Raw genomic sequence first — 12530 nt, forward strand, 5'->3', positions numbered from 1 at the left:
GCAGCGATGTCGGGACCGAAGAATCCGGTCGAGGAATTCCGCCGCGTCACCAGCGCGACGATGCGCGCCATTTCCGGCAACCCGGAACTGCAGGTGAGCTTTGCCCCCAACCAGGGGCCGAGCGGCATTTCCGGCAATGAGGCGCGCCTGCCCTTGCCGGGGCGCCACCTGCCGGCAGCCGACGTTGCCTTGACGCGTGGCGAATCCGACGCGATCGCCCTTAAGCTCAAGCATCACAATCCCAAGATCCATGCCCGCGAGGCGCCGAAAAGCCAGCTCGCGCGGGAGATTTTCCAGGCGCTGGAAACGGCCCGGGTCGAAGCCATCGGCGCCAGGCGCATGGATGGCGTGAAGCAGAATCTGACCGCTGCCCTCGACGAGCATTGCCGGCAAAAGGGTTTCGTGCGCGTGGCGTCCCGCCAGGAGGGCTCGCTGCCCGACGTGCTGCGCCTCCTCGCCCGCGAATCCCTGACCGGCCAGGCCGTGCCTGAACTGGCCAAGGGCATGGTCGATCTGTGGCGCGGGGACCTTCCACAAAAAGTACGCGAGGATATCGAGCGCCTGGGCGAGACTTTGGGCAACCAGAAGGCTTATGCCAAGGCGACGCGGCGCCTGCTCGCCGACATGGAATTGGAAGCCTCGGAAGACGATTTTGACCCCGAGGACGAAGAGCAGGAAAACCAGGACGATTCCGACCAGGACAATCCTGACGACCAGCAGCAGACCAAGGGCAAGGAGCAGCAGAAATCCGACAGCCAGATGGAACTGGAATCGGAAGCCGCTGAAAGCGCCGCGGCGGAAGCCGAGGATGTCGATTCCGACGAAACCGAGATGGAGATGGACGCCGAGACAGGTGACGAAAAGCCTGGCTCGCCCAAGCGTCGCAACGAGCCCGATCTCAGCCGGCGGAACGAGACACCCTACAAGCCCTTTACCGCCCAGTTCGATGAGGTCGTCGACGCGGCCGACCTGTGCGACCCGGAAGAACTGGCACGGTTGCGTCAGTTGCTGGACCAGCAATTGACCGCGCTGCAGACTGTCGTAGCAAAACTTGCCAACCGGTTGCAGCGCCGCCTGCTTGCCAAGCAGAACCGGTCCTGGAACTTCGACCTGGAGGAAGGCATCCTCGACGCCGCCCGCCTGCCGCGCGTCGTCGTCAACCCCGATCTGCCGCTCTCCTACAAGCAGGAAAGCGATACCGAATTCCGCGACACGGTGGTTTCGCTGCTGATCGACAATTCCGGCTCGATGCGCGGCCGCCCGATCACGGTCGCGGCCATGACCGGCGACATCCTGGCACGTACGCTGGAGCGCTGCGGCGTCAAGGTCGAGATCCTGGGCTTCACCACCCGCATGTGGAAAGGTGGGCAGTCGCGCGAAAGCTGGATCGCTGCGGGGAAGCCGGCCAATCCGGGTCGCCTCAATGATCTCAGACACATCATCTATAAATCGGCCGACGCCCCCTGGCGTCGTGCCCGCAAGAATCTGGGCCTGATGCTGCGCGAAGGTATCTTGAAGGAGAATATTGACGGCGAGGCCCTTCTCTGGGCCCACAACCGCATCGCCGTGCGTCCGGAGCAGCGGAAGATCCTGATGGTGATTTCGGACGGGGCACCGGTCGACGATTCAACCCTGTCGGTCAACCCGGGCAACTACCTCGAGCATCATCTGCGCGACGTGATCGACTGGATCGAGACTCGTTCCAATGTCGAACTGGTCGCCATTGGCATTGGCCATGACGTCACGCGTTACTATCGCCGCGCAGTGACATTGGTCGACGCTGAGCAATTGGGCGGCACCGTCCTGGAGCAGCTTGCTTCTTTGTTCGACGAAGATAGTCGCCGCCGCAAGTCGGGGGGCTTCGCCGCCTAAAGACCTAGCGGCGCTTCCGCACGGTGACAGGTACCAGCTGCGATACCCAATGATTGACAGGCTTCGCTGAGCCGGCCGAATCATCATTCTCGGACTGCGGCTTCATCGACATGACGGCTATGCCCATCTGCAAACTGGCAAAAGTCAGGCCGGTGAAAAAGGTAAGCAAGGCAACAGCGAGAACACCAAGTTCAGACGTGCTCACCAAGGTTGCGAGCCCACCCAGGTCAAGCAAGAGGATCAGCGCCACAAAGGCGATTGCCATGACAAAACCAGCAAGCGCATGGCGCAACATGAACCTGACCAAGAGTGGCATCGGATCCTCGCTACTTCAGCAGTCTACCCACTTTAATATTGCATGGTCGACAGATCATTCTAAGGCGTCACATTGACGCTGTCCGAGCATGTCACCAATTATTGCTCAAGTGTCTTATAAGGCGCCTTCTGCTCGTCGGCGCGATAAAGATAGATGCATTTCGACCCGGCCTTCATTTCGCAGCTTCGCTGTGCCCTCAAGCGCGATTGGCTGGTGGAGCCTGAATTCATGTCACTCTTTGGGCAATCGCCGCTGTCGGCGAGTTCGACGCGGCAGGTAAATGTCCCTGATGCCCGGCCATCTTCGGAGACATAGAAGAAGGCGTATTTGTAGGTGCCGAAGGCCGTGTCCATTGTGGCGACCTTGGCCAGATAGGCGTCGAGCTCAGCCTTGACCTTGCGCGAGAGAACAATCGTGCCGTCCGGCAAGGGTGAGGTAAAATCAGTCTCCTCTGGAACTTCGACCGCCTTAGCCAGGGGTGCTGCAGATGGCGTGGGGAGGGAAGCTGCGGGTGGCGGCGTTTCAGCCGGTGCCACGGCCGTGACTTTGGTCTCGCTGCTGGAAGTCTGGTGTCCGGCAAAGTAGAAGGGCGTGATCATGGAAGAACTGTCCCACGGAACCTGCTGCTTGCCGGTCGCGTTCATCACCTGCCCACGGACATTACGGAAGGTTTCTTCGATCGCCTGGCCTGGCTTTGTCATTTCGGCAGCGAGCGCCAGGGCGAAGGGGGAATTCTTGCCATCCCCATCGGCCGCCACATCCCCTGGCGCGGTCGAATAGGCGACGAAGGAGCCATTTGGCGCATCCATGCGCGCAAGGCCGCGTGTCGCGGAGCGGAAACTGCGCGCCAGCGGATTGTTGCGGCACGCATCAAGAATCACGATGCTGGTTGCCGCCCCGGAAAATTCCATCTGCGCCAGCACCGTATCGGCAGCAACCGATTCCAGGTCGACATCAGCCTCTTTCTCGATCTCGGCTGAGACTGGCACCAGATAATTGACACCCTCGACTTGCAGGCCATGGCCCGCAAAATAGAATAGCCCTGTCGCCGTCGGACCGGCCTTGGCGAGGGCCGCGCCAAAATCCCTGATGGCCCGCTTCATTTCCTTCTGTGAGCCGTCATTCACTGCTATCACGTCAAAGCCGACCGCTTGCAGCGACTTCGCTATCAGCTTGGCATCGTTGATCGGGTTGCCGAGGGGCGAGAGGTCCCCATCATACTTGGCATTGGCGATTACAAGAGCGATGCGGGGTTCGGCCGAGGCGCTGGTTGGTGTCATGAGCGAAATGAGACCCAGCGCCAGCATGGCCGCCATTTTGTTGATCGCCACCGGACTACCCCTGGAAAGTCGCATTTAAGGAAAATGCTAAGTGACCCGCCGGCTTGTCGCAAGCATAAGCGGCATCGACGCGACTCGAACCTACTGTCTATGATGTGAGCAGATTGCATCCACTTTTCATCTCTGGAGATATTGCATGGGCGCGTCGGCACCTTTACGGCCATCGGACAACATCCGCCGCCGGATCAAGTTGGCGGCCATGGCCTTTGCCTGCCTGCCTTTCCTGCTGATTCACACCCTCCCGGCGCGAGCTGACCTCGCCGCCGCAGAAGCTGCCATCGCCGCCAAGGACTATGACGCAGCCGTTTCTGCGCTACAGCCCCTGGTGGAGGCCGGTGACGGCTACGCGACCTGGAAGCTGGCCTCGCTCTATCTCGGCGGTCATGCCGGTTCGATGGAAGAAGGCATTGCCTTGCTCCAGAAAGCGGCCGAGGCAGGCGAACCGGATGCCCAGGCCCGGCTCGGCGTGATGTATGCGAAGGGGGACGGCGTCGAGCAGAGCGACACCGAGGCCTATAAATGGCTGTCCCTTGCCGCCCGCGGCGCCTCGCCAGGTGTTTCGCGCGTCGTTGCCGAGACCAATCAGGTGGTGGTCGGCCAGCGCCTCTCGGCCGCCCAACGCAATGTCGCCAAGTCGGAGTCAGAAGCCGCTGCCACCGAGTACCAGGCAACTGCACCGGTTGCAGCTGCACCCGCCGCGCCAGTCGAAGCGGAAGTAGCCGCCCTCCCGGCGCCGACGGTCGAACCAACGTCAGAAAGTGGCATTCGTCTGCAACTCGCCTCGGTGCCGAATGAGAGCGATGTGGACGGCGAATGGAAGCGCCTCAGGAAGCGCATCGGTGCGCCGCTGGAAAACCTGGAACTCCATGTCGAGCGGGCCGATCTCGGCACCAAGGGGGTGTTCTACCGCCTGCAGGCCGGCCCCTTCGCCGACCGCAGCGCCGCTGCCGCCACCTGTCAGGATATCAAGGCCGCGGGCGGTGATTGCCTGATCGTCGGGCCATAAGCCGGGTCAAAAGTCCCGCGCCACCCGGAAGCCATAGTTGCAATAGGCGTTGCTGTCCTTGTTGACTTCGCGGTATGATAGCCGCCCGATCGACGGCAGTGAATCCCAGGCGCTGCTGCGGACGATATGCAGTTTGCAATCGCCTGAACGGCGCGCCTTTGCCGTTGGTCCGATCCCCTCAAGGTCGTTGGTCCCGCAATCAGCCGCCCATTCCTTGACATTGCCCAGCATGTCAAAAAGGCCAAGAGCGTTGGGCTTGTAAGATCCGACCGGCGCCGTGAAGACATGCCCGTCGTCGCAATCGACGGTCGTCCAGCCATTGAAATGACTCGCTGCGGCGTCATCGGCAATGTTGCCATGGGCGCAGAAGGCATCTTCGTCGTCGCCCCAATAATAGGGTCCGGTCATACCGGCTCTGGCAGCATACTCCCACTCCGCCTCACTCGGCAGGCGATAGCGTTTGCCAGCATTTTTGCTCAACCATATGACATAGGCCTCGGCATCGTCGGCGCTGATACAGACGACCGGGTCGTCATCCGATTGGGCAAAACCAGGGTCCTGCCAGCCACGGCCCTTGACGACCTCAAACGCGCCGCTTGCGGTCGGGCTCCAGCAATTCTCGTTTGCTTGATATCCGGTCGCTTCGATGAAGGCTGCGAATTCACGCCGCGTCACCTCAAACTTGCCGATCGCAACCGGCGCCACGGCAATCTTCGCCTGCGGATACTCGGCATCGGTGGCGTCGTCCTCCCCCTTCTCCGCCCCCATCAGGAAACTCCCCGGCGGAATTGCTATGAGTTCGGGGCAGTCCGGGCAATCCTTGATCGCTTGCCCCGCCTTTACGCCGTCCGGCAGAGTCTTGGCCGCGGTAGTCGGTGCCTCGGGTGCAATTGCAGCAGGCGCCGGAGCCTCTGGTTCCGCGGCCTGCACGGTGGCGACCTTGGCAGCACCGGTCTGGAAGTAGAAGGCACCGGTCAGCGACGAGGATTCCCAGGGCACCTGCCTCTCGCCGGTTTCATTGAGGACATCGATCCGGGCGTTGCGGAAGGTCTCCTCGATGGCAACACGCGGTTCGAGCATCGCCTTGGCAAGAGCCTTGGTATAGGGGCTGTTCTTCGAATCGCCATCGGCCGCGGTCTCGCCGGGCGCCGTTGAATAGGCAATGAAGCTGCCCTTGGGCGCATCCATGCGCGCCAGCCCCCTATCGGCCGAGCGCATGCCGCGAGCCAGCGGGTTGTTGCGGCAGGCATCGAGAATAATGATATTGATTCGGTTACCGGCGAACTCCATCTGCTTCAGGATCCAGTTGGCTGGCACGGCTTCTAGCTCCGCATCCGCCTCCTTCTCGATTTTCGCGCCCAAGGGGATGAGGTAGTTTTCGCCGGCAATCTGCACCCCATGTCCGGCGTAGAAAAACAGCCCGGCAGCATCCGGACCCGCAGCAATCAACGCGGAGCCGAAATCCGATATCGCGCGCTTCATCGTCTTCTGATCGGCATCGACCAGTTTGGTAACCTTGAAGCCGAGTCCGGCAAGCGTATCCGCCATCAGCGATGCATCATTCGCCGGATTGGGCAGCTTTCCCATCTCGGCGCCATATTTCGCATTGCCGATAACCAAGGCAAGCCGAGTTTCGGCCTGGGCCGATGCGATCGACAAAGTGAGCAGCGCGCCAATTAACAGTGCCAGACGGTGCATTTCTGTCTCCGATCCGACCAGACTGAGGGGTCGCCCAAAGCCTAGCCGATGCCGGCGAAACCCGCTAGATTGCCCGCATTATGCCATATGAATCCCTGCGCGACTTCATTTCCAAACTCGAGAGCAGCGGCCGCCTGGTGCGTGTCTCGGCGCCCGTCGACCCGCATCTCGAGATGACCGAAATCCAGACACGCTTGCTGGCGGAAGGCGGGCCGGCCGTGCTGTTCGAAAATCCGGTCTCGAAGGAAACGGGCAAGCGCTACACCATGCCCGTCCTGGTGAATCTGTTGGGGACAGTCGAACGCGTCGCCTGGGGCATGGACCGGGAACCATCGGGCCTCCGTGCCTTGGGCGAGACCCTGGCCTTCCTCAAGCAACCGGAGCCGCCCGGTGGATTCAAGGAAGCCTGGGAAATGTTACCGCTTCTGAAGACCGCGCTCGCCATGAAACCCAAGGTCGTCGGCTACGCACCAGTCCAGGACGTCGTGCTGACCGGCGATCAAATCGACCTCGGCGCGTTGCCGGTACAGGGTTGTTGGCCGGGGGAGCCTGCGCCGCTCATCACTTGGCCGCTGGTCGTCACCAAGGGTCCGGGCAAGGGCAAGTCGGACGATTTCAATCTCGGCATCTATCGCATGCAGGTACTGGGGAAAAATCAGACCCTGATGCGCTGGCTGAAGCATCGCGGCGGTGCGCAGCATCATGCGCGCTGGGGGGCTGCGAAACGTGAGCCCTTCCCCGCTGCCGTTGTGATCGGCGCCGATCCCGGCACGATTCTGGCTGCCGTAACGCCGGTGCCGGACACGATGTCGGAGTATCATTTTGCCGGCATGCTGCGCGGCAAGAAGGTTGAGCTCGTCGATTGCAAGACCGTGCCGTTGCAGGTACCGGCCAATGCCGAGATTGTGCTGGAAGGCCACGTCTCGCTTGAGGATTACCGCGACGAAGGTCCCTATGGCGATCACACGGGCTATTACAATTCGGTCGAACCCTTCCCGGTCTTTACGGTGAGCGCCATCACCATGCGCAAGGATCCGATCTATCTCTCGACCTTCACCGGAAGGCCGCCGGACGAACCCTCCGTGCTGGGTGAAGCGTTGAACGAAGTGTTCATTCCGCTCCTCACCCAGCAGTTTCCGGAGATCGTGGATTTCTGGCTGCCGCCCGAGGGCTGCTCCTACCGCATCGCCGTCGTGTCGATGAAGAAGGCCTATCCCGGCCACGCCAAGCGCGTGATGTTCGGCGTGTGGTCGTATCTGCGCCAGTTCATGTACACGAAGTTTGTCATCGTCGTGGATGACGACATCAATGCGCGGGACTGGAAGGACGTGATGTGGGCGATCGCGACCCGCATGGATCCGGTGCGGGACCTCACCTTGGTCGAGCGTACGCCGATCGACTATCTCGACTTCGCCTCACCGGAAAGCGGGCTGGGCGGCAAGATCGGGCTTGATGCCACCAACAAGCTGCCGCCGGAAACCCATCGCGAATGGGGAGAGAAGATTGCCATGGACCAGAACATCATCGACCGCGTGAGCGCGCGCTGGACCGAACTCGGTCTGCCGGGCAGCGGGAAGCCGATCTGGAAGTGACGACCGCAGCTCCCAGCAATTGGGATGCCGTGAAGCCGTGGCGTAAGGAAGCGCGCGGCAAAATCCTGGCTGCGCGTACCGCCTTACCACCTACCCTGCGCCAAGGCATGACGGCCGCACTGATGGAACGGCTGCATCCGCTGTTGCAGGAGGCCGAGGGGCCGATCAGTTTCTATTGGCCATTCCGCGGCGAGCCTGATCTCCGCCCCCTTATGCGGGCGCTCGCCGCCGAGGGCGTCGAGATCGCGCTGCCGGTGGGCACCAGGATCGGCGAACCGCTGACCTTCCGCCCCTGGGAGCCAGGCTGTGCGATGGCGCGCGGCATCTGGGACATCCCCATCCCGGCGACGGACATCGAGATCCTGCCGCAGACGATCATTGCCCCCCTTGTCGGCTTCGATGCAGCACTCTATCGCCTCGGCTATGGCGGCGGTTTCTTCGACCGGACGCTGGCAGCGCGCAAGAAGCCTGCGGAAGTGATCGGCGTCGGCTTTGCCATGTTTCAGCTACCCAGCATCAAACCGCAACCTCATGATGTTCCTATGGGACGCATCGTCACCGACCGATCGGCATCGCTCGCCGTGGCAACACGCGGTGCCTCAGCCGTTTGTTACGCAGAGGAAGCTGACCCGCGTTATGCCGGCGAACTCGGCGCCCATGAATTGAGCGCCGCCTTGCAGCCCCTGCTATCCGTGGTGCCGAGTGAAAGGGCGCCGCTGCTCGATTACATTCTCTGGAGCTTGGCCAGCAAGGGCCAGGACACGCCTGTCCAGGCGCCCGCCGACGTGGACGCCTATCTCGGCAAGCTCATTCCACGGGTGCAGGATGACGGCATCCATGCCGCGCTGAAGGCCTTGCGCGCGACGCTGGTGCCCTAGCAGCGGCGAGCTACTGCTCTTTCGCGCGCAGCATTTCGCGCGAGATGATATGCCGCTGGATCTCCGAGGTGCCTTCCCAGATGCGCTCGACGCGGGCGTCTCGCCACATCATCTCGAGCGGTAGCTCTTCCATCAACCCCATGCCGCCGAACACCTGGATCGCCTGATCGGTGACCCGCCCCAGCATCTCGGTTGCGAACAGCTTGGCCATGCCGGCATCACCATTGGTCATGGTGCCGTTCTGCAGCTTCCAGCAGACATAGGCGGTGAGCGCGTCGGCCGCTGCCAGTTCCGTCTTCATGTCGGCAAGCTTGAACGAAACGCCTTGGAACTTGCCGATCGTCTGGCCGAACTGCTTACGCGTCGCCGCCCAATCCAGCGCCAGTTCCATCGCGCGTTCGGCCTTGCCGCAACAATTGGCGGCGATGAAGACACGGCCACCCAGCAGCCATTCGCTCGCCACCTCGAAGCCCTTGCCTTCTTCGCCCAGGATCTGCCGCTTGTTGAGGCGCACATTGTCGAAGAACAGCTCGAAATTGTCATAGGCGCGGTAGGACACGCAGCGCGGGCCGCGGCGAATCGTGAAGCCCGGCGTGTCGCGATCGACCAGGAAGGCCGTAATGCGCTTGCGCGGGCCCCGCTTTGTTTCATCGACGCCGGTCACGGTAAACACGATGGCAAAGTCCGGCGTCCCGACGCCGGTGATGAAATGCTTGCCGCCCTTGATGATGTAATCGTCGCCATCCGCATCGGCACGCGTCGTGATCGACATGGCATCGGACCCTGCACCAGGTTCGGTCAGCGCAAAGACTTCCATCTTGTCGCCCCGCACCGTCGGCAGCAGGTATTTTTCGATCTGCTCATCCTTGGCCGCCATCAGGATATAGGACGGGCGACCGACGAACTTCTGTACGGCCCAATTTGCCTTGCCGAGTTCGCGCTCGAATAACATCTGCGACATGACGTCGAGGCCACCGCCCCCCACCGATTCCGGCATGTTGGCGGCATAGAGACCGAGCGCCTTGGCCTTCTCCTTGATCGCCTGGCCGATCTCCACCGGCACATGCCCCAACTTGTCGACCTCGCGCTCGACGGGATAAAGCTCGTTCTCGACAAAGGCGCGGGTAGTCTCGACCAGCATGCGCTGCTCGTCGGTCGGCTGGAAATCAAACGGCATGACAGGGTCCCTATCGCGGCACGGACGGACGCGGCGTTGACGCAGCGCCCTGAATTGGCTTGCTATCCTATACCGGCTGCGAAGCTGACGAAAAGATCTATTTTACGATCGTATAATTGTTTCGCTGCTAGGGATGACGCGTGAGGTCATGGGCATCCTCATCATGCCCGCCACGATTGCTCCAAAAGACCAACGCCATCAAGGCGATGCTGAGGCCCGACACCAGGACCGAACCGACGATTAGCGCCGCCATGCCCTGCCAGCTGATATCCAATCCCTTGAAATCATTGAACACCCAGAGAGCCACACAGACAAAGGCAATCAGCCCGGCGGAGGTCAGCGAATAGGCGAGCATCCAGCGTTTCATCACGTTCTCCTGCAAACCGTTGTTGTGTAGATGAGCCATCCAGCAAGCAATGTCAATTGACTGCATTCATTTACTTTTGTATGCATCTGCGAAAGAAATGCATGGAAGACTACGCACTCAATGCGCAAAAAGACTCGCCCCTGGCAGCCCGAGCTGAAGCGCCAAGCCGGCCCGCTTTACCTCGCCATCGCTGATCGCCTTGCGGCCGATCTGCAATCGGGCCGCATCGTGCCCGGCCAGCAGCTACCGACCCAGCGCGCGCTGGCGAGCCAGCTCGGCATCGACTTCACCACGGTCAGCCGCGGCTATGCCGAAGCGCGGCGGCGTGGCCTCATCGACGCCACCATCGGCCGCGGCACCTTCGTGCGCGCGCCATTGCGGGAAACTGCCGATCGCTCACCGGTCGATATGAGCATGAACCTGCCGCCGCAGCCGGCCGACATCGACCTTGCCGATCTCGTGCGCGATGGTGTGACCACCGTGACAGCGCGACCGGACTTTCTCTCACTGATGACCTATCGCGACAGCGCCGGCACCCTCGAAGACCGCGCGGCCGGCGCACGCTGGCTGCAGGGCCGCCTTGCCGACGTGCCCCTTAGTCGCCTGCTGATCGCCGGTGGCACGCAGGCAGCCATCACCGCGATCCTCACCAGCTATGCCAAGGCGGGCGACCGCATCCTGACTGAGGATCTCACCTATCCGGGCCTCCGCGCCGCCGCCGAACATCTCGGCCTCTGGCTCGAAGGTATTGCGATGGACGATGAAGGCATGCTGCCCGCGGCACTGGAGGCCGCCTGTGCGGCCGGCCGTGCGAAGCTGCTCTATTGTGTGCCGACATTGCACAACCCCACCACTGCGACGATGTCCGAACAGCGCCGGCACGAGATCATCGCCATCGCGCGTCGTCATAACCTCACAATCATCGAAGACGACGCCTATGGCCCGCTGGTCCGCAAGGCACCGCCGGCAATCGCAGCGCTGGCACCCGACATCACGATCTATCTCGGCGGCCTCGCCAAAGTGCTCAACCCCGCCCTGCGCGTCACCTACATGGTGGTGCCCGACACGCGCATGGCAGATCGCCTGACCTCGGCATTGCGTGCGACCAGCCTGATGCCGCCGCCCTTGATGCTGGCACTCGCCACTCATTGGATCGTGGAAGGAATCGCCGGCCGATTGCTCGGCGCCCTGCGCCAGGAAGCCATCGCCCGCCAGCGCCTCGTCAGCGCCCGCCTCCCCCGCACCGACATCCGCACGGCGCCCGAGGCCTATCATATCTGGCTGAAGCTGCCGCCCGCATGGCCCCGCGCCACCTTCGTCGCGCATCTGCAGCGGCAGGGAGTTGCCGTAGCGCCAAGCGACGCCTTTGCCGTCACCGACACACCGCCGGAAGCCGTGCGCCTCTGCCTGGGTGCAGCACCCGATCAAACGAAACTCGATCAGGCGCTGAGCGCGGTCGGCGATGCATTGGCACAACGGTGCGAGGTGTTTGCGACGACGATCGTCTAGACAATCCCAAGGATCGGCTTGAACCGATCATTCACCGCACAGAACTCCTCAAAGGTGAGATCTGGATTGTCGTTGAAGACAATGTAAACACCATCCATCAGCGGCTTCACGAGGGACACCTTGCCGTTAAGACGACGGATCACTTCGTCACGCCCGAAGCCAAGCGCTCGTTGGCATAGTTCGGCATCCCAATATTGAACGACGTTTAGCGTGAAAATGTTGTTTCGACCATTGACATCAATTCCCGGCTTGTTTTGAAGCGATTGAATCTCATCTGCATGCAGGTCTTCGTACTTCACAACGTATCCGCCAAAATACCCGTGGCCAGCATAGCCTTCGAAGGCACTCATCGCGCGTGGCAGATGCTCGCGAAGCATTGCCGGATAACTAATTTTCAAGTTCTTGGGAACAAACGTAATCCAGACTTTGTCGTCGTAAGTGGACTCATCATCAGAATGGTAAGACTCGCCTCGGTACACATATCGGCCATCCAACTCCAAGTCTGCGGTTGGATAGGAAACTTCAAAACTGGCGCCAAGCTCATCGCCACAATCCGGAGCCGGCGGCACATCAATTTCCTGCCAGCCTAGCGGCTCTGGCAGCTTCATCATTTTCTCAGTGAACGCCGCATGCCGCGCCTCAATAGAGACGTCATGTCGAGCACGATAGTGCATGTAAAAACGGAAGTTGTGGCGTCTCATGGCTTACGAACTCCAATCAGAACGTAGCTCGTGCAATTCCCCGCGCGCCCGAAAATTCAGCAGCCTTCGGTGCA

The 12530-nt window shown here is 61.5% G+C and carries 11 protein-coding genes; 5 read left to right on the plus strand and 6 right to left on the minus strand.

Translation table 11 applies throughout. The annotated features are described in order from the left end of the window. Nucleotides 1-6 precede the first annotated feature (6 nt). Nucleotides 7-1872 (plus strand): cobaltochelatase subunit CobT, encoded by a 1866-nt coding sequence (gene cobT / locus IPK59_07310; GenBank protein MBK8158570.1) that lies wholly within the window; start codon nt 7-9, stop codon nt 1870-1872. 4 nt (nt 1873-1876) lie between these two features. Here the strand turns inward: cobT and IPK59_07315 are convergent, their stop codons facing one another. After that, nucleotides 1877-2167 carry a hypothetical protein gene (locus tag IPK59_07315; protein ID MBK8158571.1) on the minus strand — a complete coding sequence of 97 codons (291 nt, stop codon included), beginning with the start codon at nt 2165-2167 and terminating at the stop codon, nt 1877-1879. A gap of 119 nt (nt 2168-2286) precedes the next feature. Further along, a complete protein-coding gene (locus IPK59_07320) occupies nt 2287-3519 on the minus strand; it encodes a caspase family protein (GenBank protein ID MBK8158572.1) in 1233 nt (410 codons plus the stop codon). Between the two features lie 145 nt (nt 3520-3664). Between IPK59_07320 and IPK59_07325 the strand changes: the two genes are divergently transcribed. After that, nucleotides 3665-4534, plus strand: coding sequence for an SPOR domain-containing protein (locus IPK59_07325; protein MBK8158573.1), 870 nt, complete (start codon nt 3665-3667; stop codon nt 4532-4534). Nucleotides 4535-4540: 6 nt separating this feature from the next. On the opposite strand, the gene IPK59_07330 is transcribed toward IPK59_07325, so the two are convergent. Further along, a complete protein-coding gene (locus IPK59_07330; protein ID MBK8158574.1) occupies nt 4541-6232 on the minus strand; it encodes an SUMF1/EgtB/PvdO family nonheme iron enzyme in 1692 nt (563 codons plus the stop codon). Between the two features lie 80 nt (nt 6233-6312). On the opposite strand from IPK59_07330, the gene IPK59_07335 reads away from it, so the two are divergent. Both IPK59_07335 and IPK59_07340 read left to right on the plus strand, forming a co-directional pair. After that, nucleotides 6313-7824 (plus strand): UbiD family decarboxylase, encoded by a 1512-nt coding sequence (locus IPK59_07335; protein MBK8158575.1) that lies wholly within the window; start codon nt 6313-6315, stop codon nt 7822-7824. Further along, the gene (locus tag IPK59_07340; protein MBK8158576.1) at nt 7821-8702 is read left to right on the plus strand and encodes a 5-formyltetrahydrofolate cyclo-ligase; all 882 of its coding nucleotides are present in this window, start codon (nt 7821-7823) and stop codon (nt 8700-8702) included. Before IPK59_07335 ends, IPK59_07340 begins: the two co-directional genes overlap by 4 nt. 10 nt (nt 8703-8712) lie before the next feature. Here the strand turns inward: IPK59_07340 and IPK59_07345 are convergent, their stop codons facing one another. Together IPK59_07345 and IPK59_07350 are read right to left on the minus strand one after the other, a co-directional pair. Then, nucleotides 8713-9879, minus strand: a complete 1167-nt coding sequence (locus IPK59_07345; protein MBK8158577.1) for an acyl-CoA dehydrogenase family protein — start codon at nt 9877-9879, stop codon at nt 8713-8715. A gap of 127 nt (nt 9880-10006) precedes the next feature. Further along, entirely contained in the window at nt 10007-10246 is a 240-nt protein-coding gene (locus tag IPK59_07350; protein ID MBK8158578.1) for a hypothetical protein, read from the minus strand. Between the two features lie 120 nt (nt 10247-10366). Between IPK59_07350 and IPK59_07355 the strand changes: the two genes are divergently transcribed. Further along, nucleotides 10367-11755 carry a PLP-dependent aminotransferase family protein gene (locus tag IPK59_07355; GenBank protein MBK8158579.1) on the plus strand — a complete coding sequence of 463 codons (1389 nt, stop codon included), beginning with the start codon at nt 10367-10369 and terminating at the stop codon, nt 11753-11755. Here IPK59_07355 and IPK59_07360 read toward each other — a convergent pair. Next, complete coding sequence (locus tag IPK59_07360; GenBank protein MBK8158580.1) at nt 11752-12456, minus strand: hypothetical protein; 705 nt, start codon at nt 12454-12456, stop codon at nt 11752-11754. The genes IPK59_07355 and IPK59_07360 overlap by 4 nt on opposite strands. Between the last annotated feature and the right edge of the window lie 74 nt (nt 12457-12530).

The sequence above is a fragment of the Rhodospirillaceae bacterium genome, from assembly GCA_016712715.1.
Classification (GTDB): domain Bacteria; phylum Pseudomonadota; class Alphaproteobacteria; order Dongiales; family Dongiaceae; genus Dongia.

What these genes read in the sequence shown, in the direction of transcription:
- IPK59_07355 (MBK8158579.1), top strand. Translation starts at nt 10,367, where the DNA reads ATGCGCAAAAAGACTCGCCCCTGGCAGCCCGAGCTGAAGCGCCAAGCC.
- cobT (MBK8158570.1), top strand. Translation starts at nt 7, where the DNA reads ATGTCGGGACCGAAGAATCCGGTCGAGGAATTCCGCCGCGTCACCAGC.
- IPK59_07315 (MBK8158571.1), bottom strand. Translation starts at nt 2,167, where the DNA reads ATGTTGCGCCATGCGCTTGCTGGTTTTGTCATGGCAATCGCCTTTGTG.
- IPK59_07350 (MBK8158578.1), bottom strand. Translation starts at nt 10,246, where the DNA reads ATGAAACGCTGGATGCTCGCCTATTCGCTGACCTCCGCCGGGCTGATT.
- IPK59_07325 (MBK8158573.1), top strand. Translation starts at nt 3,665, where the DNA reads ATGGGCGCGTCGGCACCTTTACGGCCATCGGACAACATCCGCCGCCGG.
- IPK59_07345 (MBK8158577.1), bottom strand. Translation starts at nt 9,879, where the DNA reads ATGCCGTTTGATTTCCAGCCGACCGACGAGCAGCGCATGCTGGTCGAG.
- IPK59_07335 (MBK8158575.1), top strand. Translation starts at nt 6,313, where the DNA reads ATGCCATATGAATCCCTGCGCGACTTCATTTCCAAACTCGAGAGCAGC.
- IPK59_07360 (MBK8158580.1), bottom strand. Translation starts at nt 12,456, where the DNA reads ATGAGACGCCACAACTTCCGTTTTTACATGCACTATCGTGCTCGACAT.
- IPK59_07330 (MBK8158574.1), bottom strand. Translation starts at nt 6,232, where the DNA reads ATGCACCGTCTGGCACTGTTAATTGGCGCGCTGCTCACTTTGTCGATC.